18 protein-coding genes and 6 pseudogenes are annotated in these 21,204 nt (G+C 33.0%); 17 read left to right on the forward strand and 7 right to left on the reverse strand.

The features are described from left to right. Positions 1-285: 285 nt before the first annotated feature. Positions 286-621 carry a CopG family transcriptional regulator gene (locus tag JFT89_RS10375; RefSeq protein ID WP_242488381.1) on the forward strand — a complete coding sequence of 112 codons (336 nt, stop codon included), beginning with the start codon at positions 286-288 and terminating at the stop codon, positions 619-621. Positions 622-773: 152 nt separating this feature from the next. Here JFT89_RS10375 and JFT89_RS10380 read toward each other — a convergent pair whose 3' ends face one another. Continuing rightward, positions 774-989 carry a spore germination protein gene (locus JFT89_RS10380; RefSeq protein WP_002069384.1) on the reverse strand — a complete coding sequence of 72 codons (216 nt, stop codon included), beginning with the start codon at positions 987-989 and terminating at the stop codon, positions 774-776. Between the two features lie 253 nt (positions 990-1,242). Between JFT89_RS10380 and JFT89_RS10385 the strand changes: the two genes are divergently transcribed. From JFT89_RS10385 to JFT89_RS10400, 4 genes and pseudogenes are all read left to right on the forward strand, one after another. After that, positions 1,243-1,365 (forward strand): DUF3983 domain-containing protein, encoded by a 123-nt coding sequence (locus JFT89_RS10385; protein ID WP_087943100.1) that lies wholly within the window; start codon positions 1,243-1,245, stop codon positions 1,363-1,365. Between the two features lie 127 nt (positions 1,366-1,492). Further along, positions 1,493-1,692: pseudogene (locus JFT89_RS10390) on the forward strand (hypothetical protein). Then, positions 1,689-1,955: pseudogene (locus JFT89_RS10395) on the forward strand (ArpU family phage packaging/lysis transcriptional regulator); the annotation flags it as partial. The pseudogenes JFT89_RS10390 and JFT89_RS10395, both read left to right, overlap by 4 nt. Positions 1,956-2,198: 243 nt before the next feature. Further along, positions 2,199-3,569 (forward strand): lytic polysaccharide monooxygenase, encoded by a 1,371-nt coding sequence (locus tag JFT89_RS10400; protein WP_201039908.1) that lies wholly within the window; start codon positions 2,199-2,201, stop codon positions 3,567-3,569. Positions 3,570-3,763: 194 nt separating this feature from the next. Here JFT89_RS10400 and JFT89_RS10405 read toward each other — a convergent pair whose 3' ends face one another. Continuing rightward, entirely contained in the window at positions 3,764-4,234 is a 471-nt protein-coding gene (locus tag JFT89_RS10405) for a hypothetical protein (RefSeq protein ID WP_002069395.1), read from the reverse strand. A gap of 777 nt (positions 4,235-5,011) precedes the next feature. Between JFT89_RS10405 and JFT89_RS10410 the strand changes: the two genes are divergently transcribed. From JFT89_RS10410 to JFT89_RS10440, 7 genes and pseudogenes are all read left to right on the forward strand, one after another. Beyond that, the gene (locus tag JFT89_RS10410) at positions 5,012-5,791 is read left to right on the forward strand and encodes a zeta toxin family protein (RefSeq protein WP_201039909.1); all 780 of its coding nucleotides are present in this window, start codon (positions 5,012-5,014) and stop codon (positions 5,789-5,791) included. 534 nt (positions 5,792-6,325) lie between these two features. Beyond that, positions 6,326-6,615 (forward strand): annotated as a pseudogene (locus tag JFT89_RS30640) (HNH endonuclease); the annotation flags it as partial. A 317-nt stretch (positions 6,616-6,932) separates the two neighbouring features. Beyond that, positions 6,933-7,442, forward strand: a pseudogene (locus JFT89_RS30210) (HNH endonuclease); the annotation flags it as partial. Between the two features lie 57 nt (positions 7,443-7,499). Further along, the gene (locus JFT89_RS10425) at positions 7,500-7,862 is read left to right on the forward strand and encodes a hypothetical protein (protein WP_098776523.1); all 363 of its coding nucleotides are present in this window, start codon (positions 7,500-7,502) and stop codon (positions 7,860-7,862) included. Between the two features lie 68 nt (positions 7,863-7,930). Further along, complete coding sequence (locus JFT89_RS10430) at positions 7,931-8,260, forward strand: nucleotide pyrophosphohydrolase (RefSeq protein WP_078205664.1); 330 nt, start codon at positions 7,931-7,933, stop codon at positions 8,258-8,260. Positions 8,261-8,407: 147 nt separating this feature from the next. Continuing rightward, positions 8,408-10,090: pseudogene (locus JFT89_RS10435) on the forward strand (DNA/RNA helicase domain-containing protein). Between the two features lie 297 nt (positions 10,091-10,387). After that, positions 10,388-10,666 (forward strand): hypothetical protein, encoded by a 279-nt coding sequence (locus JFT89_RS10440; protein ID WP_234881326.1) that lies wholly within the window; start codon positions 10,388-10,390, stop codon positions 10,664-10,666. A 444-nt stretch (positions 10,667-11,110) separates the two neighbouring features. Here the strand turns inward: JFT89_RS10440 and JFT89_RS10445 are convergent, their stop codons facing one another. From JFT89_RS10445 to tnpA, 3 genes are all read right to left on the reverse strand, one after another. Beyond that, complete coding sequence (locus tag JFT89_RS10445; protein WP_002068844.1) at positions 11,111-11,509, reverse strand: DUF3221 domain-containing protein; 399 nt, start codon at positions 11,507-11,509, stop codon at positions 11,111-11,113. Between the two features lie 445 nt (positions 11,510-11,954). After that, complete coding sequence (locus JFT89_RS10450) at positions 11,955-13,028, reverse strand: RNA-guided endonuclease InsQ/TnpB family protein (protein ID WP_201039910.1); 1,074 nt, start codon at positions 13,026-13,028, stop codon at positions 11,955-11,957. A 5-nt stretch (positions 13,029-13,033) separates the two neighbouring features. Further along, positions 13,034-13,435, reverse strand: a complete 402-nt coding sequence (gene tnpA, locus JFT89_RS10455) for an IS200/IS605 family transposase (RefSeq protein WP_085313281.1) — start codon at positions 13,433-13,435, stop codon at positions 13,034-13,036. 1,091 nt (positions 13,436-14,526) lie between these two features. Here tnpA and JFT89_RS10460 point away from each other — a divergent pair. The 4 genes from JFT89_RS10460 to JFT89_RS10475 all read left to right on the forward strand — a co-directional run bounded on the left by JFT89_RS10460 (position 14,527) and on the right by JFT89_RS10475 (position 17,343). Beyond that, positions 14,527-15,147: a DsbA family protein gene (locus tag JFT89_RS10460; protein WP_201039911.1), complete on the forward strand. Its 621-nt coding sequence runs from the start codon at positions 14,527-14,529 to the stop codon at positions 15,145-15,147. Positions 15,148-15,442: 295 nt separating this feature from the next. Continuing rightward, on the forward strand, positions 15,443-16,264 hold the full coding sequence (locus JFT89_RS10465; RefSeq protein ID WP_201039912.1) for an MBL fold metallo-hydrolase: 822 nt from the start codon (positions 15,443-15,445) through the stop codon (positions 16,262-16,264). Between the two features lie 4 nt (positions 16,265-16,268). Further along, positions 16,269-16,661, forward strand: coding sequence for a nuclear transport factor 2 family protein (locus JFT89_RS10470; protein ID WP_085313303.1), 393 nt, complete (start codon positions 16,269-16,271; stop codon positions 16,659-16,661). A gap of 154 nt (positions 16,662-16,815) precedes the next feature. Next, on the forward strand, positions 16,816-17,343 hold the full coding sequence (locus JFT89_RS10475) for a nuclear transport factor 2 family protein (protein ID WP_113937350.1): 528 nt from the start codon (positions 16,816-16,818) through the stop codon (positions 17,341-17,343). A 538-nt stretch (positions 17,344-17,881) separates the two neighbouring features. Here the strand turns inward: JFT89_RS10475 and JFT89_RS10480 are convergent. Next, positions 17,882-18,109, reverse strand: a pseudogene (locus JFT89_RS10480) (IS4 family transposase); the annotation flags it as partial. A 54-nt stretch (positions 18,110-18,163) separates the two neighbouring features. After that, the gene (locus JFT89_RS10485; protein WP_201039913.1) at positions 18,164-18,733 is read right to left on the reverse strand and encodes a TetR/AcrR family transcriptional regulator; all 570 of its coding nucleotides are present in this window, start codon (positions 18,731-18,733) and stop codon (positions 18,164-18,166) included. Between the two features lie 401 nt (positions 18,734-19,134). Here JFT89_RS10485 and asnB point away from each other — a divergent pair, with 401 nt between their 5' ends. Next, entirely contained in the window at positions 19,135-20,961 is a 1,827-nt protein-coding gene (gene asnB, locus JFT89_RS10490) for an asparagine synthase (glutamine-hydrolyzing) (RefSeq protein WP_201039914.1), read from the forward strand. Positions 20,962-21,204 lie beyond the last annotated feature (243 nt).

The following is a 21,204-nucleotide window of genomic DNA, read 5'->3' on the forward strand; positions in this document are numbered from 1 at the left end:
GAGAAATCTTTTTATAAATCCTTCATTCGGCACAACAAAGCAATCAGCTTAATTAGCTAACTGCTTGTTGTACAAAAGAAAATTAGGCCCTGCAAGTTAGGATGTGTAACGTTAAGTTACAGTTATAGTGTTAGCAGGACCGGAAATGTTATACGGGGATTAATGTAATGAAAATTTCATTTTGTCGAACTCTATTTGAATAAAGTAACTAAAATTAATTGATTGTATCCAATGCAAGGGATATTTTTGAATAAAGTAACTTTAATCAAAGGGGATATATATATAATGACTGGACAAAACAATCGTGGTGGGAAAAGAGAAGGAGCAGGACGTAAAGCGATCGGTGTAACAAGAAAAGTATCGTTAACTTTACCAACTGAGTTATGGAGTGAGATTGAGTTTCTGTGTGAATACGATGGGGGGAGTCAATCTAAAGTAATTCGAAAAATGTTAGAGGCGCAGATACCGAAAACTCAAATGGTACGGGATATAAAAGAACTTCAGAATGCCAACATTGGTGCAAATATTACAAGTGATGAGGATGCCGTAGATTTTTGCGTGAAACTGGTTCACGAGATCTTTATGCAGAAGAAGCATAAAGATGAACCGGATTTAAAATAAAAGAGCAGCTAGCAAAAGCTAACTGCTCAGTCTTGAAGGAGATCTCGATTAGTACGGTTACACATAAGAGATTTCCGGCTGCTTAAAAGCCTAGCTACAGTATTGACGTGATTTTTAGTTTTATTCAGGGAGGTAGAGGGAAATGAATAAATTTATGCTGTTCCAACTTGGTTTTGGTCTGCAACATCAGCATCAAATGTGTTTGTCGCACTAACACCACTAAAGGTATTAGCAACAAAAGCAACATTGGATGAGCCTGAACCATTATAAGATTTTGTATTTTCCTTTGGAGAGACGTTATAAAAATCACCTAAGTTGAAAGAACCGTTGCTATTTTGTACAACCATGTTTCCAACAATAGATGGCATCAGTTTCACCTGCTTTCTTAGGAAGCGTTTAAATTAGAATATGGTCTATGAGTCTAGATGTTCATCTGAATCTGAAAATTTTAAAATGAGGGATGTTAGAAAACCTAATAAAATAATCCTTTTGTGGGGAAAAAGAATTTATAAAATAGGTACAATTCACGTTTAGATCATTTTTGAATGTAATAAGGTATCAAAAGGAGTAAAACGCTCCAAAATGGAAATGAGAGACGTTTGCATGAAAGGGATGAGAGGAATGGCAAATGCAAAGAAAAAGAAAATAAGAAAAGCTATCGTTCGTCGTGCGATATCCGTTGATAAATACCAAGTTAACAAAGCTTGGAGAAACATCTTTGTGCAGGCTGGTATTATTAAATAAATGAAAACAGAAAACAGAATACAGAATACAGTCCGGCTAGAAAACTAGAGGATACCAATTTTTAGAGCAGCAATAAAGCTGTTTTAAGAAATGGTGTCCTCTTTATTTTTGAAAGGGGATGTGGGGAATGAAGGTATTAAAAAATCAATTACATGAATGGAAAAAGCAATCCAAACAAGGAAAGAAGAAAAACAAAAAAAACAAAAAGAGAAATTAAGTACTCGTGAAATTGAGGATTTAATGGGGATGCATAGACCTTGTTATGAACGTAGACGTGGAACGTTAGACAAAAGTAATTTAAAAATAAAAAGGAGTGGTCTTACATGACTAAACAATTATCTTTCTTACCAAAAATTGATAGAACAGCAACGCAAGAGAAGTTAGAGGGTGTTCTTGAAAGTGTACGCATATATAGACAGTTCGGAATGATTCGTAAGGAAATGAAAGTCACTCCTTCTTATGAAATGAGAGAACACGGTCCGACACATACCGTTGGAAAGCCTTTAGAGGATGTGGCAATCGCTAATTTGCAACAAAGTGAGCATGAAGAGTGGTTGGAGTTAATGTCATTCCGTATTAATCAGTTTTTAATAGTAGATAAGAATAGAAGAAAGTTCAAAAACTGTGCACAATTTCAGTATAAGTTTAATGAATTATCATGTAATAATTTAATTATAAAGCTATTTGGATGTAAAGGAAGTTAAATGAATATTTAAGTATGAAGTTATGAGGTTTCGTTTTTATTTATTTAATCTTTGTAATCTATGTTTTATTATTCTTTTACATCAATGCTCTTAATATAGTAAGAAAATTAATAGGAGGGGACTATTAAAATGAATAAAAAAATTCTAAAGCAGTTGAGAAAAATGACTACAAATAAAAAGGGATTAAGTGCTGCTGTAGTAGCAGTAGGAATTATGAGTACAACTTTAATTCCTCAAAATGCCTATGCACATGGGTTCGTTGAAAAACCAGGTAGCCGTGCTGCTTTATGTAGCCAGAATTATGGAGCTTTGAATTTAAATTGTGGCAATGTAATGTATGAGCCGCAAAGCTTAGAAGCGCCTAAAGGATTCCCACAAGGTGGACCGGTTGATGGGAAAATTGCTTCAGCAGGAGGCCTGTTTGGTGGGATTCTTGATCAACAAACAGCTGATCGATGGTTTAAGAATACGATTAAGGGTGGAGAGAATACATTCACTTGGAAATACACTGCTCCTCATTTAACAAGTCAATGGCACTATTACATCACAAAAAAAGGATGGGATCCAAATAAACCTCTAACAAGAGCGGATTTTGAACCAATAGGAACTGTAAAACACGAGGGTTCTGCAGCATCTAATAATTTATCACATAAAATTAATGTACCAACTGATCGTAGTGGATATCATGTCATTTTAGCGGTTTGGGATGTAGCTGATACCGTAAATGCTTTTTATAATGTGATTGATGTGAATCTAGTTAATAATGAAAAACCAGATACAGAAGCACCAACTCAGCCATCTGGACTACAAGTAGTAAAAGCCACTTCAAATAGCGTAGAACTTAATTGGAAGCCTGCAACAGATAATGTAGGGGTGAAAGAGTATCAAGTGTTACGTAATGGAGAAGTAATTAATACTGTAGCGGGTACTAGTTTAGTTGATAAAAAATTAAGCCCAAACACAGATTACACGTATACAGTAAAAGCAGTAGATGCTGTAGGGAATATATCTAAGGAAAGTGAAGCATTAGTTATTAAAACAACAGTGGAAAAACCAGATACAGAAGCGCCAACCCAACCTAAAGGGTTACACAGTATGGGAATCACTGCCAATACTGTTGACTTAATGTGGAGTCCGTCTGAAGATAACATAGATGTGGATCATTATATTGTATACAGAGAAATTGCAGGGGTTACGAAGGAAATAGGTACTGTTAATACCACATCATTTATAGACAAGAATTTGCAAGCAAATACAACATACAAGTATGCAGTTTCTGCAGTTGATACGGCTGGCAATGAATCAATGAAAAGTGATATCTTAACAGTTACTACGAAGGAACAAGAAAACGCTTATGAGAAATGGGATTCGTATAAAGCATATAAAAAAGGAGATAGAGTAGTTCACGAGGGTAAGGAATACGAGGCGGCCCAAAGCTATCAAGGGAATGGGGATCCGAATTGGATCTTTGCTTTATCTTTATGGAATGAAATAAAATAGTAATTTAATTAGTAGCACATTTTTCATGTAATCAAGTAGATTTGAAATGAATAATTAAGAGGAGACAAAATCAAGTTTTATATTATAATTAAGCGCATCCTCTTAAAAAGAGGGGCATTATTAATAATTTACAATTAAAAACCTTATAATCAAATTAATGGATTATAAGGTTTTATTTTTAATATAAAAATTATTTACTGAGATTTTTTATCGAAGAATAAATTTAAATCTGTTTTGTCTGTGTCTTCTGCTAAAGCGTTGTGTATAATATCGTTTAATAATTGCATTTTTTCTTTTTCAAAGAATGGGACACTTATATGATAAGGTGTTCCGGCTTTTTCAATTCTTAATATTGTTTGAATACCGCTACCTGCAATTCCAATACCTATTATTAGATAAATTAAGCCACCAAGAAAACTACCACTAAAAGTAGCTAATGCGAATAAAATGATTAGTATTCCCAAAATTATCGGTTTAAAATAATATTTCGTAGATAACATAGATCCAGAAATATTTTTTAGAGGAATGTTTTGTTGGTCTTTACCTGCAGGAATAAATCCTAATAATGTGTTTGATAAGTTGGTTTTTATAAACCTATTATCAACGTCTACTCTACCTTTTATCCAAAAGAATAATAGGCTAGTTGAAAATTCAAGTCCTTTCATCTTTTCATCTCCTGTTATAAAATATTAATAATAAAATTGCAATATTGTTATATTAACATGAATTGTAGTATGTGTGTATAAGTTTATATAAAAAGAAAGAATTTTTTTGAGAGAATTTCTTATTTTTATATAATATATGTGGTAAAAAACAGTCCAAGGTTAAATAATAAAGTGGAATGTATGGATCACTGTTAAAGAGACGCAGTTAATTAGTGGGTACATATATTAACTATACTAATAAAATATTGATTTTTCTCATAATTTATTGGAAGTAGAGCGTGATATTCCAAAAATTAATGCAAAAGTCAGTGCACATTATTTAACTAGATCATCTTGATAATAATAACTAAATTATGTAATATATAGGTATATTGTTAGTTTAATTGATTCCGTTTATTCCCACACCTTATGTGTTGTGGTTGAGTTGTAGAAGCAAGTTGTGTTCTTGTTTCAATTATGAAAGGGCTTCTTTGAGCCGATTAGTGTATATAGCTTATTTTGCTATGCACAATTAATCGACTTAAAGGAGTCCTTTTTTGTTTGTTTAAGTGGATATATAGAGTAGGTATTAAGTTAGAGAGAAATATGGTTGTTTAGAAGGAATGTGTAATGATGAATTGAAAAATATAGCATCTAACTAAAAGAGCTATATGGAATCATAGTAAGAATGATCTCAAGTAGAGACGAGAAATCAAAGTTATAAGTACTGGGTTAGAGTAAGTACTCTAACTTTTGAAGGGAACCTAATAATTCATTTATAGAAGAGGAGAAGACGAATTGAGAACAACCCGAGAAAGATACGTAAACAATGGGGAGTATGTAATAGAACGTAAGGATCTACATAATGAGATTATTGAATCATTTTTAAATGAACATTCACAGCAAGAAAAAGAACCTGAAGCCATATTACTTGGTGGTGGTTCTGCTGCTGGAAAAAGCTCAATTGGAGAGTTAGTAAGTAAGGGGTATAAACGTAAGAAGAAACATATGATTTGGATAGATTCTGATAAGATCAAAGAAAAAATACCAGAATATCAACAATTAATGGAATCAGGGGACACAGAACTAATAAAACAAGCAGCCTTTTTGGTTCATGATGAAAGCAGTGATATTACCATGGAACTTTTAAAAATCTGTATGAAGAGAAAAATAAACTTTATGTATGATGGTACAATGAAAAATGTAGAGAAATATAAAAAATTGATTCAACAATTAAGACAAGCTGAATTCAGTATTAATGCAATCATTGTAGATGTTCCAATAAAGGTTGCTTTAGAACGATCAATCATGCGTTTTAAACTAACAGGAAGATTGGTTCCGGAACATATTATTGAAGAAAGCCATATGAAAGTAGCAACTACATTTTGTAAAATTAAAGACTTGATAGATTGTTATAGCTTATATGATAATACGGGTCAGCAACCAGAAATTTTTGCTTTTAAAGAATCAAAACAAGCAAAAGAAATTATTGTTGATGAATCTCGAAATAATCAATTTAACGAAAAATCAGCTCTTGTTTTTTTAGGGAACATACATTTAATAAATTTTATAAAATGATAAATAGATTTAATTTCTATAATCTCCTGACAACTTATAATATTATTGATATAATAAGTATAGGAGGCGATATGAATGGAATTTAAAGAACTTATGAAGTATATAGAAGAAAACAAAGAAGAGCATTTTCATGATTTAATCGCTAAAAATGAACGGGAAATGGAAAAAAAAGAAGAAGAGAAATAAAGAATTTGAAGCAGAGGAGTTGACCTTTTAGGTCAACTCTTTTGTTTGCATAAATGAGTATTTAGTTAAAACTCTCCATTTATCACAAAAATCAATAATAGCGCATGTGCTGATTTTGTAGATATTTGTGTGATATGTACTTTATTGTAAAACTACTATATTATTTTTACATGTTAACATCATTGTATGTGGGATTTAATTTATGAGAAGAAAATCGTATGAAATAAAAAATGTATAATTAATTATTAGTAAAAACTTAAATAGGTTATTTGCTAATCGTAGGAGAGTTTTTTAGTATTAAATTAAATAGAAATCAGTGTAGTAAATATACGCTTTAGGAGAGAATATATGAACCATTTTATTGTTATGCAGGGACATACTTATCAAGAAGAAAAGGAATTAGGAATTATTTGGTCACCAAAAAAAGATAGAGGTGGTAATGTACCACATTCATGGAAAAGAATGATGGATGTAAAAAAAGAGATCGAATCTTTCATTATGTAAAAGGGAATATTGTAGCGGTTAGTATTGCTGAAGAAGAGTGTAAGGAATCGAATAAACCATCGATTATGAAAAGTCATGATCAATGGAATGATGAAGGCTATCTGGTGTCTGTGAACTACTCGCCACTTAGCAAAGCTTGAAGTGGGAGCTTCTCAGTTCCACGACGAAAGTACCCTTTCGTCTCCCTGAGCGTTACTTCGGGGTGTTCCACCCCTAGATGTCCAACGCTTGGACGCTCTTTTGGTACGGTTGATATTTTACGCAGGAACCGAATGGCTTGGTTTTCGCACTCTATTTTCTTCCTGCAACCTCATATATCAAGTTATCAAAGAACTTCATATAGCTAGTTTATCAAAAGTTTTTGGCTATGCCAAGCCGAAATTCATCTCCCACCTACCGTTGGGCTACGCCCTTCACACGCTTGAGGAAGGAGAATTCTTTCGGGGAATTCGTTAAATTAATTGAACTAATAAGTGATTCAAACATTTATGAGAAGAAAAATGAGCAATTAGAATTATCAGTTGATGAGGTAAGAAGGACTGAAAATAACACATTAATTCCTGTTATATCTGAAACGGAATCTGAGGTGAAAGCTACAATCCGTATTGGACAGCAAAAATTCAGGAAAGCATTAATGGAGCAGTGGAACGGGAAATGTGCATTATGCGGAATAAATTTACCAGAATTATTAAGAGCCAGTCATTCAAAGCCATGGAAAGATAGCACAAGTATGGAGCGTTTAAATTCTTATAATGGTGTGCTCCTTTGCTGTAATCATGATGCCCTGTATGATAAAGGGTTTATTACATTTGATGGCCAGGGGCGATTGCATATTTCTCCATTGATAGTAGAAACAGATTATTTGATATTTGGATTAACACCCAAAGCTAAGATAGAAATTCGCCCAGAAAATAAATTATACTTTAAGTGGCATAAGAGTAACATTTTTAAAACAAAATAGTATAATTTATAATTTCAAGAGTATGAAGAACATAAGAGAATTGAAGGAGATTGCTACATGTGTAACTGTAATCAATGTGGTTCAGAAATGATTATGCAATTAAAAGATAGATATAGAGAATATTGTCCAAGATGTCATGATCTCAGGCCAAGTAGCTTAGTATATTATAATTTACATGAGCTGCTAGAATATATGGAAGCAAATGAATACATGAGTCAGGAAAGTATGTTACATAACTTTTTAAAATGGGAGTTTGAGTTAACGGAAGGAAGTGTATTCAAGTTATATTTAGATGTAGATAGATATGATCAAGTCGGTGATGAGAGCCTATCAAAGCAATTAGATGCATATATGAAGGGTATCCGATTAAAATTAAATGTTAAATATGAGGACGATTATATCTGGATTAAGGTGAATTAGTTGAGACCCTATATAAAGTGCGTTTTATTTTGAAAAGATAGTACGAAAAAGAGAGGAGATTAATAGTGATGCAAGATTTACAAAAGGCAGTAATAAAATTTCGAGATGAGAGAAATTGGGGTCAGTTTCATAATGCAAAGGATTTGGCAATTTCATTAAATTTAGAGGCAGCAGAATTACTTGAGACTTTTCAATGGAAGTCTAGTGAAGAAGCAACAGAAACTAAAATGCAGGAAATGAAAGAAGAAATGGCTGATGTAATGATTTATTTGCTTATGTTAAGTGATAAATTGAATATTGATTTAGAAGAGGCAGTATATGCTAAATTACTCAAGAATGCAGAGAAATATCCAGTAGAAAAGGCATTTGGAAGTAATAAAAAATATGACGAACTGTAAAGCGATTATCGCTTTACAGTTTTTTGAAATAAATGTGTAAAAGAAGAGGGATGGGATTTTGAGTTGTATGTGTGTATTGGATTCAAACTGTATACAATATTCACTACTCTCAAATATTCTTTAACCAAAAAAGTGGGGGTTATTTAAATGATATCATTTGCAGCAAAATTATCTTTATTTGAAATAATTAAGAAGAAGCGAAAAGCGTTTGAGCAAGGCAGTACGAGAGACTTTGAAATTGATAAAGTACCAGTAGTCTATATTCAACGAGATAAGAAGAATTTATATGTAGGTAAGTCCACAGATATATATGAGCGTTTCGTTGCACATTTAAGTGATGAAAGTAAAACATTCAATGAAGTTATTGTAATAAAAAGCGAATTATTTAATGAAAGTTCGATTAAGCATATTGAAACATTGTTAATTGAATATTTATCTGCAGATGATAAATTTAACTTACTAAATAAAGTAAGGGGCCAAAAGATTCATTCTTATAACGGGATTGAAAATGTTCAGAGTATGTTTAAAGAAATTTGGAATCAGTTAATTGAAGAAGGGATAGCTAGTGAAAATTTAGGTGAGATACATAATAAATTTATTTATAAATATTCACCATTTAAAGAGCTATCGGCTAATCAAATTGAGGTTTGTAAAGACATTTTTAATACGATGCTTACAACATCAAATAGTCGACATTTAATTACAGGGGACCCGGGTACCGGTAAAACAATTGTATTAACAAACATCTTATATGCGCTTGCTTATGACAATAAAACTGGTAAAGCGCGAGAGGGATTGAATTATGAAGATATAGCACTTGTTGTTCCGCAAAATCACTCATTAAATTTATATAAGAGCTTAATGAACAAACTAGGTCTACAAGGTATTACAGTACTGTCACCTTCACAATTTATTAAGCTGGCAAAAAGTAGGGGCACTAAATATAAATATGTTTTTGTGGATGAAGCGCATCGTCTGAAACAATATTTTGGTAAACAAGCACGTGATTTAAAACATTTAGTCACTGATAATGGTTATATAACTGAGTTGGAGTTAATAGAAACATTCGCGTATCACTTAACTGTGGTTTATGATCCATATCAAACAATCCGACCTGCAGATATAGATACAGATGTATTCCAACAGTTGACAGTGAATTATAAGAGACATCCCTTACATAAACAATTCCGTTTAAAATCTGGAGATCAATATCTAGCGTGGCTGCGCAAATATCTACAAATAGCAAATAATGTTGGTGTTTATGAGGAAGGATTATTGCAGGGCTATGACTTTAAAGTAATGGACTCTATTACAGAATTAAATGATTCTATGAAATCTTTAAATAAAGAACATGAATTATGTCGCGTAGTCGCAGGTTATTCTTGGAAATGGGCTACACAAAAGGATAAGAATCTATAGGATATAAAAGATCTTGTTACAGGTGATACATTCAAATGGAACTCGAAGGTAAAAGGTTGGATTAACTTTGAGAATAGTGTAGAGGAAATAGGATGTATTCATACTACCCAGGGCGCTGATTTAAATTATGTTGGTGTGATATTAGGGGCCGAAATTGATTGTAATTACACGGGTGAAGAAAATGGAGACTATGATTTGAATAAAGCAAAGGTCATCGTCAATCCAAAAGAGTATAAAGATCGAAATGGTCTTCCGATTAAGGGAACTGATTTAAATAATGAAGAGTTAACATCCTATATTAAACGTATCTATTACGTATTATTATCTCGCGGGATAAATGGATGTTATGTCTATGCAGTAAATCAAAATATGCAGAGATATCTAAAGGAAATAGTAAAAGTAAGTCAATAAATAAAAAAAGAGCTTTGATAGTAAAAAAGAGCTGGAAATTTAGATAAGTTATGTATAAGATGAGTAAAAATAAGGGGATGTCCTAGGGCGTCCCTTTTTGCTTAAATTTTATTATTGCAAATGTAAATTGTAAACGAAATCTTTATAAATGAGGGGCTAGGTGGTGAGTTAGGCCTAGTGAGCTTGGATCTAATGCCGAACCATGTAAATCCTTTTCTTCTGACAAACACCTCCAAAGTTATTAATCATACCTATTGGACGATACGTGGAACAACAAAAGACAAGGGGCTGAGAAAGGTGCAAATTAAATGTAGTAATTGCGGATTTGAACAATATATGAAAGATCATAGATTCAATAGAGATTATAAAGATGATTATAATAAAGCTTTATTTGTTATGTGTGGAAGAACTGCTTGCGATACTTCCCAAATTAAAATCCCGAATGGTTATATCAGAGAAACAATGTGGCTTGGTTCGTGGTCAATTGTTAGAGATATAACTTTAGACGAATACAAAGGTCTTAAAAGAGCTAAATTTCTTAGGGACTTAGCTGAAGAACAATGCACCAAATTGTAATAGTAAAAATCAAGCTACATTATCAAGAGTAGAACAGTTGTTAGTGATATAACGATGTCGAATTCAGTAGGGAATAGATAAAAAGTGAGTATTAATACTGTATACACTAACACGAAATGTGATCATAAAATATCTTAGTAACGTTAATAGTTTTCATATTGCACAAAATAGACACACAAGGATGTAGTTTGTCGCGTTTCATAGTATTATTAATAGTTGTTTTTATATAAAAATGCACATTTAACATACTTAGAAGAACTTGTTTAATAATTTATTTGTTATATCAGTAGTGAAAATACTAGATCTAAGTCAAGATTCAAATGCATATTAGTAAAGGCACATCGACTGGACGATGTGCCTTACTTTTTTCAAAAAGTCCTTTACAAAGGGTACAGATTAAACGACTCCTTTTATATGGGGCAGCTTTATTATCGGAAATATTACCTACTGAAATACTTTTTCAATGGTAGGCATAACAGCAATTGGTGGTAATGATGCAGTCCAACCAACTGCATATACGTTTAATTTTTCACCTAACTTGTAGTCTTCTCCATTGGAAACTGGAACTCTTAAAATCTTATTTTGAGAAACTAGATCCCACCAATCATGTTGATAAGCAAGCGCTTCATCTTTTGTAGAAGTAGCAGCAACGACTAAATAATTGTTATCTACTGAAATGACATATCCAGTAAAGGGTTCTTGTTTTTGAATAGAATGAATAGGTGTAGTGCCTACGGACGCCTTACTAGAATCAGCAAAGGCTGGTGTTAATCCGAAAGTAAATCCACATCCAAATGTTAAAGCTGTTACGGTTGTTACTAAGATCTGTTTTTTTGTAAACATATTATATAGCCTCCTTATATTTTATCCCTACACTATCCACTTTCAAGTTATATACATATAAAGCCTTTTAATATTAAGATGTTTAACAATCTTGTCACAATAGTTCCATAAATGTTAATATTATCTATTAATAGGAATATTTTTGTGTTATAATTCACTAGGTGAACTATTATTGTTCTTTTCATTTCTTGATGAATGTATGCCCTTCCTTAATTGTAAATATATTTGATTTTATTGGTGAAGAGGGGAGAAATCCCTCTTCTTTTTTCTTTATTAATAAAGGATCCTATTTGACACTCCCACGGCTAAAGCCGCAAGTCCTACACCTTACAGTGTAACGGATGGGATTCCTGAATGACTAAACGTTCGCAGTCCATTTCTGTTTTGAACAGCCTTCAAGATGAGGGTGTGTCATCACCCCTCCTAAGACAGACCATATAGGTTCTTAGGCTGATTGACTATTACCGCCAACCACAGTTGCGTAGCGAATGTTCATCGCTCCAACGATATCGCGGTGTTTCTCAAATCCGCATTGACACTTATATTTTCTATCTTGTGCCTTGTTCTTTTCAGTGCATTTTGGACATGTTTGACTTGTATAAGAAGGGTTCACATATTCAACCTTTATACCAACTAACTTTGCTTTGTACTCGATGAATTGCGCTAGGCGAAAGAATGACCAAGTGTGTAGATTTTTTTCGTTTTTACGGCTTGTTCGTGCCGTCTGTCTGATGTTCGTTAGTTGCTCTAATCGAATGACAGAGATAGTATTATTCGTTGCGAAATCAACGATTTCACGACTCACTTTGTGGTCTTGCATCCACCTTTGTTCCTTATCATCAAGTTGTCGAAGGGCATTTAGTTTCTTAGCTTTTCCTAACTTCTTACGAACACTACGAAACTTACGTTTCATGTATTTGTTTTTCCTACCGTTTCCAAAGAAACGAACTTTATCATCATCTGTGATGGCTACCGCAGGAACTTTGAGACCTAAGTCTACTCCTAGAATTTTCGTTCCTGTTTTTTCTATTGTAGGGACCGTGACAGATATCTGAGCGATCCATTTACCAGATTTCTTTGTGATACGAAGTGTACCTAACTTGTGCTTCAACAAGTCGAAGTTGCGATTATGTTTGTCGATTAATAAAGCACGAACCTTTAAACGTGTTGGCTTGCCATTTACCATAAACGGGATTGAAATGTGTGTATAGTCAAATGAATAGTTTTGGTTATTCCACACACAAACTGGTCTTTTTAAAATCGGAACGATTTTGTATTTACTCTTTTTCACTTTTGTAGAAAATACACTTTTCGCATCTTTAATCGCTTGATTTTTAACCGCACTTGGAAGGTTGGCTTCAATATCCTTTGTGCTTTTCTTCGTACTTTGTTTCGCTTCAACCATTTCAAATACCAGTGTATTGATGAGTTTAATATAATCGGAACTACTTTGTTTCAATAGCCTGATTTGTTCTTTTGTTGGAAGCAATTTAGCTTTGACCGTGATGGTTTGTGTCACAAATTTCACCCCCTCGTTTTTTGACTTTCTACATAATGCTTTATTGTCTCACTTGATACATTCCCAGCAGTAGAAACAAAATAGGAACGCGTCCACAGGCTTGGCAAGTGTTGAAGATGAGGAAATTCCTCTCTTAATTTTTTAGAAGTCACTCCCTTAATTTTCGCCATTGTATCAGCAGGACTAAGTGTTGGAAGTGTATTCAAGAACAAGTGAACGTGGTCTTTGTCACATTCCATTGCGACAATAACAATATCCAGTTCGTTACATATCTCTTGGACCAACTCTTTGAAACGCTCTTCTACTTTTGTGTTAAGAAAAATCTTTCTTCTATATCGTGGGCAAAATACAAAGTGGTAGTTAATTAACGATACGGTTGTTTTAGTTCTTCTATAATCATTCATCATGTTGACATTGTATCAGTTAATCAAACGAACTGCGACAAGAAGGTTAAAAAAATAAATAATACCCACACTTTGGATACTTAAAGTGCCACAAACCTTGCGGTTTTTTGGTAGCACTCCGTATCCAACCTCACTTTCATCCCATGCCTAAAGGCGATGGGCTTTCTCGTTTGGGAAGGGCGGTAATGAACAGAAAAAGAACCCTATAGGGTTCTTTTTCAAGGCATATTAACAGTAAAGAGAGTAATGAAATGCTAATTTCAAATCTTTAGTATGGGTAAAATTTGAAAAAGCTTATCATGTTATTATTTTTACATATATGTAATATAAAGTGAATTGATAATATTTAGACTTATTATTACTAATATTCAAACAAGATAGTTAATACTATATTTATAGTGTTAACTATCTTGTTTGATATGGGATATTTTAAAAATAGAATAATAAATTTAATATCGTTTTTTCTTTTTTGAATTTATTGTTCGTTGCACACGATCAAAAAATAGAACTAATGAATAAAGACTCTTTAGAAAATACAAGATGAAGGGAATGTATAGCTTTTTATCAACAAAATAGTATATATATTTTGAGGGATTACTAAGAGATTTAACAAGTTCAAGAACAAGAAGCCAGTTGTTAATATTAGAATTATAAATGCGTTAGGGTAGAGATTTAATATTTTTGTTAAAAAAGAATTGACTTTCATCTTAGTTGTAACTAGAATGGTTACATGAAGTTGTAATCGAATTAGTTACAACTAATACCTATTTTAAGTGGAAATACGATTTGTATATTTATTTAAAGATGGTGGTTCACACGTTGCCGCTAAGGGTAGATAGTTACTGACATATTAAAAAAAATGCATATTCCGTACTGCAGTATTTTCTACTTTTGGGCAATAATATACATCGTTGTCTTTTGCTAAAAATCTTAGTTGCTCTTTCTTTAAAAGGGTTAGTTTTTGGGAAATATAGTAAGGTTCCTCAAAAAAGAACAAGATACTAAAAAAGATGTACTTTTACAAACCAAAAAGTTGGCTGAGAATTTTAAGTGATAGCTGGACTGGTAAATAAAATTAAAGGTAGGAGATTTAAATGGAAACGAAACAAGATAACTTTATATATGTATGGGACGCATATTGTGGATGGTGCTATGGCTTTTCAGAAAGTATTAAAGGATTTTACCAAAAACACACTGAAGTGCCGTTAACGGTTTTATGTGGAGGGTTATTTTTAGATGATTTAACAATAAAAAATTTCTCATATATAGAAGAGGGAAATAAAAGAATTAATCAACTTACAGGTGCAGAGTTTGGTCCTTCATATCAAAAATTGGTGGAAGAAGGTACTTTTAAAATGAATTCGAAAGATGCTGCAATTGGCTTTTCCGCTTTACGTTCATTAGCGCCAGACCGTTTGTTAGAATTCACTTCGGCTATGCAGAAAGCATTTTATTATGAGGGGAAAAGTCTAAGTGACCCTGAAACATATCGTAAGATTGCAATTGAGCATGGTTTGGATCCTGAACAAGTAATAGAGCGTTTAAATGCTCAAGAAACAATTGTAGATGTACAAAATGATTTCAATAAGGTTCGACAGCTTGGTGTTAATAGTTATCCTTCATTACTTTTACAAAAGGATAATCAAATTATCCCTATTGGTGGCGGGGTAATGACGCCAGATAAAATCGAAGCACGTTTCAAAAATTTATATTAAAAAACTTTAAGTTAAAGTATATAACATTTAACGTTTTAAAAAAGACTAGAAGTGGATGGACTTAAATCTTTCTGATAACAGTTATAGTTTCTATTTGTTATTAAAGAAGGTCCAATTATGATTTTACTATAGATCACAGTAGCAAACATGTTAGCTTACGCCAACCGACATACATCTCCTATCTATTTGCTGGTGCGATTAACTATGCAGGGGAATTGAGGAGGGGCCTTCTGTCGGAACAAGATAAAAATGTGTTATCTATTTAATAACTTTAACAAAAGGAGAATGACATTCTATGTTTAAAACAATCGATACAAATCTAAATGATGTAAAATTGACGGTGTTTAGTTCGGATGAAAAAAGTTTTATGGTAACTGCAACCTTAGTTGAGAAAGCAGGACATGCATTTTTAATAAACTCAAAATTTACTCAATCTGATTCGAAAGAAATTGTAGATTATCTGAAAAACAATAACTTATCCCTAGATAAAATCTTTATTATACATGGGGATCCTGATTATTACTTTGGGTTAGAAAGTATGAAAGCTGCTTACCCAGGAGCCATAGCGTATGCAACAGAGTCTACTGTTGAACATATTGTTCATTCTGTATTAGGGAAATTAAAAGTTTGGAAAGATGTACTAGGAGAAAATGCACCAAACAATGTGGTATTACCTCAAGCTATTAAAGAGAAAACAATTGATTTTCAAGGTTTAACATTTGAACTTGTAGGCTTAGATGATTACAGAACTAGCTTATTTAATAAAGAGCTAAAATTATTGATTGGAGGCATTGATGTATTTAACGAAATCCATGTGTTCTTAGCAGATACTAGCTCAAAATCAGCTATGGAGGCATGGATTGAGAACTTGAAAGTATTACAGGCGTTACATGCTGACATTATTGTACCAAGCCATGGATCAATCGAGAAATCATTAGATAATCAAGCAATTCATGCAACTATGGACTATCTAAGAACAGCACTTCAAGCTTCTGAGGAAAGTAAAACTTCAAAAGATTTTGTAGCAAAACTTGAAACAGCATATCCAGGCTATGCTAATAAAGGTGTATTGGAATTAAGTGCAAAAGTTGTAACAAAAGAAATGCCATGGGGTTAATGCTATGAATAAATATCAAAAACTATTACATGAAACGTATGTATTGACTGGTGAAGGGAAAATGGATGCTTTCAAAGCGTATTTAAATGAGAATGTATCTTGGACAGAAGCCGCTGGATTTCCATATGCAGGGACTTATATAGGTCCAGATGAAGTAGTGAAAAACGTACATGAACGTCTTGGGACAGAATGGAATGACTATAGTGCAAAGGATGAAATCTATGCATTTAATGATAAAACTGTAATCGTTTATGGAAAGTATAGTGGGACATATAAAGCAACAGGAAAATCATTTGTAGCAGATTTTTGTCATCTTTACGAATTTGATGAGAATGATAAGGTTAAAAAGTTTATTCAAATTGTGGACAGTGCAACTGTTAATGAGGTATTGAGTTAGAGTTAATCGTTTCTAACATACCTTGTATAAGGAGTAGTGTTAGGATAAACGGATTTTGCTAACATTACCCCTTATATCACATTTTGGGGAAGGTTTCTCCTTCTTCAAGTATGTTATGGAATATAACTTATATGATTAGAAGAGGTAGATATATATGAAATTAGATAAAAATTTAATAATAATAATTATTTCTGTGTTTATTTTAGGAATTGTGTCGACTTTGATATTTCAAGCTTCCACAGGTAAAAACAAAGGTAACGCAATAAAGAGCGGGAATGTTGCATCAGTATCGAAAGATAATGTGACAGAAAAAGAAAAGAATAAAAAGATGGTAGTTGATTTCTATAATGAAGTTTTTAACAAACATAATATCGATATTATACCTAAATATGTAAGTGAAGATTATAAGCAACATAATCCTTTTGTGGCTGATGGACGAAAAGCTTTCATGGATTTCTTTAAGGAGGATTTTGTTAAAAACTCTAACTCTTCTGCAGAGATTAAACGTGTAGTAGCTGAAGGAGATACAGTTGCTCTTCATGTACATTCTCGTACTAATTCTCAAGATAAGGGAGTTGCTATAGTGGATATTTTTCGTATAAAGGATGGAAAGATTGTCGAACACTGGGATGTAATTCAAGAGATTCCAAATGAGACAGCTAATAATAATACTATGTTTTAGGTAGAAAATATATCTAATTATTAGTTAATTGATAGAGATGTATAGAATTTAGAAATTTAGAGAAGTTATGTATATATGATTAAAATGAAGGGGTGTCCTAGTAGATATGGTACTAGGACATCTTTTTTTGCTTGAACTAGATTTGTTTAAATTAAAGGTTTGTTATTAGATTAGTGAACTACTCGCCACTTAGCAAAGCTTGAAGTGGGAGCTTCTCAGTTCCATGACGAAAGTACCCTTTCGTCTCTCTGAGCGTTACTTTGGGGTGTTCCACCCCTAGATGTCCAACGCTTGGACGCTCTTTTGGTACGGTTGATATTTTACGCAGGAACCGAATGGCTTGGTTTTCGCACTCTATTTTCTTCCTACAACCTCATATATCAAGTTATCAAAGAACTTCATATAGCTAGTTTATCAAAAGTTTTTGGCTATGCCAAACCGAAATTCATCTCCCACCTACCGTTGTGCTACGCCCTTCACACGCTTGAGGAAGGAGAATTCTTTCGGGGAATTCGTTAAATTAAAATCATATTGGCTAACGTAAAGAATACCAATCATTTACTTCTCCTATCAGCACAAGTAAATGATTGGTATTTCTCATTAATATAGCTAAGTCTGAACTACGAGCAGAATACTTTATTTCATTCTTTTTTCCCTTACAGTTTGATCTTGTAATCGCTGTTGTTCTTTTATCAGTCATTCCTACATAAGCGTTGGATATTTTGCAGGTTTGTCCAGAATGAAAAGAGCTTATTAAACCATCCATTATTCACGTTCTTCTTCACATATTTGTACCACAATTATTTTTTTGTTGTTAAAACTAGTTTTTAAGAAGCATATGCTTTAGCAACTGCAGAAATTCTTTATCACTTTTATCATCTTTTATGTAATCCTGTTCGTAGTTAAAAATCATTCGTACTAACATAAAAGCTGTAAGTGGTAATGGTACATTATGCAAAGCTCCTTGTTGATAACCTTTTTCGAGCAAATTACTTATCATTTTAATTGCTTCTTCTTCAGACTTTTTAAAACAAGCTGTAATTTCAGGTGAATGGTACTCTTTATATTCTTGAAAGAGTGTAGAAACAAACGGATCTTGATGATATTCTAGGCTGATATAATGAAGGATTTTTTGTATTCGAAGTAAAACATCTTTTTCCTCTTTATATAAATCAAACAATTGTGAACGTATAAGCTGAATATGACGCATATAGCAGTCACATAATATTTCGGTTTTATCTGTATAGTAATAATAAATAGTACCTTTACCAACTTTAGCTTTCTTTGCAATTTCATCAACCGTTGTGTTACGGACACCACGCGTAGAGAACAGTATTGTAGCAGATTGAATGATTTTAATTTTTTTATTTTCTTTTTCTAATTTGATCATTGTCTACACCCTATCCTTGAAATATTTAGCGAAGTTTTCTTTCATTACATTCTGTATCAGTCCATTTGTAATTTTTTAACTCCTAATAGAAAGTCCTCTATTTGCTTCTTATAGAATAACATACACCATTCTCATTTCTAGTATATAACTATAATAGAATGCAACTTTATAACTTAGGGTAAAAATGAAAGTTTAAGGTAATAACTTTTTAATCGGACGATGAGAATTCAAGTGAAAGGGGACAGTGATTTCTTTCTTGATTGAATTATTTGATTTTTTATTCAATTCGTTTTATTATATAAACATGACTAAAAGATGTTTTTAGTCGGATTTTTTTACGGAAAACCGACTGATATATAATTTTAGTCGGTTTCTATACTATTTGAGAGAAGGTAGACACTATGTGTGGAATTGCAGGGTGGATAGACTGGTCTAAAGACCTGTCTCATGAACAAGAAACGTTAAAAAAAATGACAGATGCTATCACTCACCGAGGGCCTGATGCAGAGGGGCATTGGCTTTCAAAACGAGCAGCATTAGGTCATCGACGTCTCATCGTCATTGATCCTGAAGGTGGCCTTCAACCTATGCTGTATAAAGATGGAAATGATACGATTGGCCTTACGTTCAATGGAGAAATTTATAACTATCAAGAATTACGTAAAGAACTTGAGGGGAAAGGCCATGAATTTCAGACAAGGTCTGATACAGAGGTATTACTACATGCTTATTTAGAATGGCAAGAAGATTGTGTTCAACACTTAAATGGGATTTTTGCTTTTGGTATTTGGGATGAAAGATTTGGGAAATTGATGCTTGGTCGTGATCATCTAGGTGTGAAGCCTTTATTTTTCGCTCAAAGAGGAAGCACAATTCTCTTTGGTTCAGAGTTAAAAGTTTTGCTTTCGCATCCGCTTGTAAATGCAGAAGTAGATAAAGAAGGACTTTCTGAGGTATTTTGTCTTGGACCAACACGTACTCCTGGTCATGCGATTTTTAAGGATATACATGAAGTACGTGCGGGTCATTATATGACGTTTACCTCTAATGGTTCAAATACGACACAGTATTGGAAACTTGAAAGTAAAAAACATATAGATGATATTGATACGACAGTGGAGACAATCCGCTCCATTTTACAAGATACTGTTAAACGCCAGTTAATTGCTGATAGACCAGTGGTATCTATGCTTTCCGGAGGTTTAGATTCAAGTGGTCTAACAGGTTTAGCAGGAAATGAATTTGGGAATAAAGGGGAACGTCTTCATACATATTCCCTGAATTTCATCAATGATGAAAAAGACTTTGAGCAAGACTTCCTTCGTTTTGATCGTGATGAACCTTGGGTGAAACGTGTGGCTGAATATGTAGGAACAAAGCATCACTCTATAGAGTTAGGATCAGATAGTTTAATAGAGCATTTATTAATTCCAATGCGAGCGCGTGATCTACCGGGAGTTGGGGAACTAGAAACGTCTCTTTATTTGCTATTTAAGGAAATGAAAAAAGACGCAACAGTTGCACTTTCAGGCGAATCCGCAGATGAAGTGTTCTCAGGATATCCATGGTTCCATCAAGAGAAGTTTTTAGATGCAGAGATATTCCCTTGGAGTGTTAATTTATGGTATAGTACAGAAATTTTATCAGAGGATTTTAAAGAAAAGATTAGCCCTGAAAAATATCAAAAACAAAAATTTGAAGATGCGGTTGCTGAGGTTCCTTTTTTAGAAGGTGAAAGTGATCTGCAAATGAAGCAACGTCAAATGTCTTACATGTTTATTACACGTTTCTTGCCATTTATGCTAGAACGAAAAGATCGTACAAGTATGATGAATGGCTTTGAAGTACGAGTTCCATTTTGCGATTACCGGCTTGTAGAATACTTATGGAATGTTCCATTCGAAATGAAAAGCATAGACAATATTGAAAAAGGTATTTTACGTCGAGCTTTTGAAAATGTACTTCCAGAGGATGTACTTTATCGCAAAAAAAGTGCATATCCAAGCACAAAGGATGCTTCTTATCTACAAGGTATTAGTGATTGGATGTTACATGTGTTGAACGATCCTCAATCACCTATTTTACCATTAATAAATGTAGAAAAAGTTCGTGCTATTGCAGAAGGAAAAGACGAAGTAATTTCAGGTAATGATGCACGAGGTATAATAGATTATTTACTTCAAGTTAATAGTTGGCTTCAGGAATATAATATTAAATTAGTATGGTAGATGTACTTTTCAAATAAAGAGAATAGATGAATCATCAATGACCTTAGTGAACCGCATCTCCAATGTATTAGATAGTTATCTAACATTTGGAGATGCGGTTTTATTATCTTGATTTGCAATAACGCTAATCAGTTAGTAAATTAGAATTGAATAAGGGACATGGAAAGAACTAGGGGGAATAATATGAATTGGAGGTCCCAAGTAAAGGAGAATACGATGAACCTTTTAAGGAATTCCAAACGG

The sequence above is a fragment of the Bacillus sp. TH25 genome (assembly GCF_016650935.1).
Classification (GTDB): domain Bacteria; phylum Bacillota; class Bacilli; order Bacillales; family Bacillaceae_G; genus Bacillus_A; species Bacillus_A mycoides.

Excerpts from the sequence above, each read along its gene's own strand:
- JFT89_RS10375 (WP_242488381.1), top strand. The coding sequence starts at position 286 with ATGACTGGACAAAACAATCGTGGTGGGAAAAGAGAAGGAGCAGGACGT.
- JFT89_RS10380 (WP_002069384.1), bottom strand. The coding sequence starts at position 989 with ATGCCATCTATTGTTGGAAACATGGTTGTACAAAATAGCAACGGTTCT.
- JFT89_RS10385 (WP_087943100.1), top strand. The coding sequence starts at position 1,243 with ATGGCAAATGCAAAGAAAAAGAAAATAAGAAAAGCTATCGTTCGTCGT.
- JFT89_RS10400 (WP_201039908.1), top strand. The coding sequence starts at position 2,199 with ATGAATAAAAAAATTCTAAAGCAGTTGAGAAAAATGACTACAAATAAA.
- JFT89_RS10405 (WP_002069395.1), bottom strand. The coding sequence starts at position 4,234 with ATGAAAGGACTTGAATTTTCAACTAGCCTATTATTCTTTTGGATAAAA.
- JFT89_RS10425 (WP_098776523.1), top strand. The coding sequence starts at position 7,500 with ATGTGTAACTGTAATCAATGTGGTTCAGAAATGATTATGCAATTAAAA.
- JFT89_RS10430 (WP_078205664.1), top strand. The coding sequence starts at position 7,931 with ATGCAAGATTTACAAAAGGCAGTAATAAAATTTCGAGATGAGAGAAAT.
- JFT89_RS10445 (WP_002068844.1), bottom strand. The coding sequence starts at position 11,509 with ATGTTTACAAAAAAACAGATCTTAGTAACAACCGTAACAGCTTTAACA.
- tnpA (WP_085313281.1), bottom strand. The coding sequence starts at position 13,435 with ATGATGAATGATTATAGAAGAACTAAAACAACCGTATCGTTAATTAAC.
- JFT89_RS10460 (WP_201039911.1), top strand. The coding sequence starts at position 14,527 with ATGGAAACGAAACAAGATAACTTTATATATGTATGGGACGCATATTGT.
- JFT89_RS10465 (WP_201039912.1), top strand. The coding sequence starts at position 15,443 with ATGTTTAAAACAATCGATACAAATCTAAATGATGTAAAATTGACGGTG.
- JFT89_RS10470 (WP_085313303.1), top strand. The coding sequence starts at position 16,269 with ATGAATAAATATCAAAAACTATTACATGAAACGTATGTATTGACTGGT.
- JFT89_RS10475 (WP_113937350.1), top strand. The coding sequence starts at position 16,816 with ATGAAATTAGATAAAAATTTAATAATAATAATTATTTCTGTGTTTATT.
- JFT89_RS10485 (WP_201039913.1), bottom strand. The coding sequence starts at position 18,733 with ATGATCAAATTAGAAAAAGAAAATAAAAAAATTAAAATCATTCAATCT.
- asnB (WP_201039914.1), top strand. The coding sequence starts at position 19,135 with ATGTGTGGAATTGCAGGGTGGATAGACTGGTCTAAAGACCTGTCTCAT.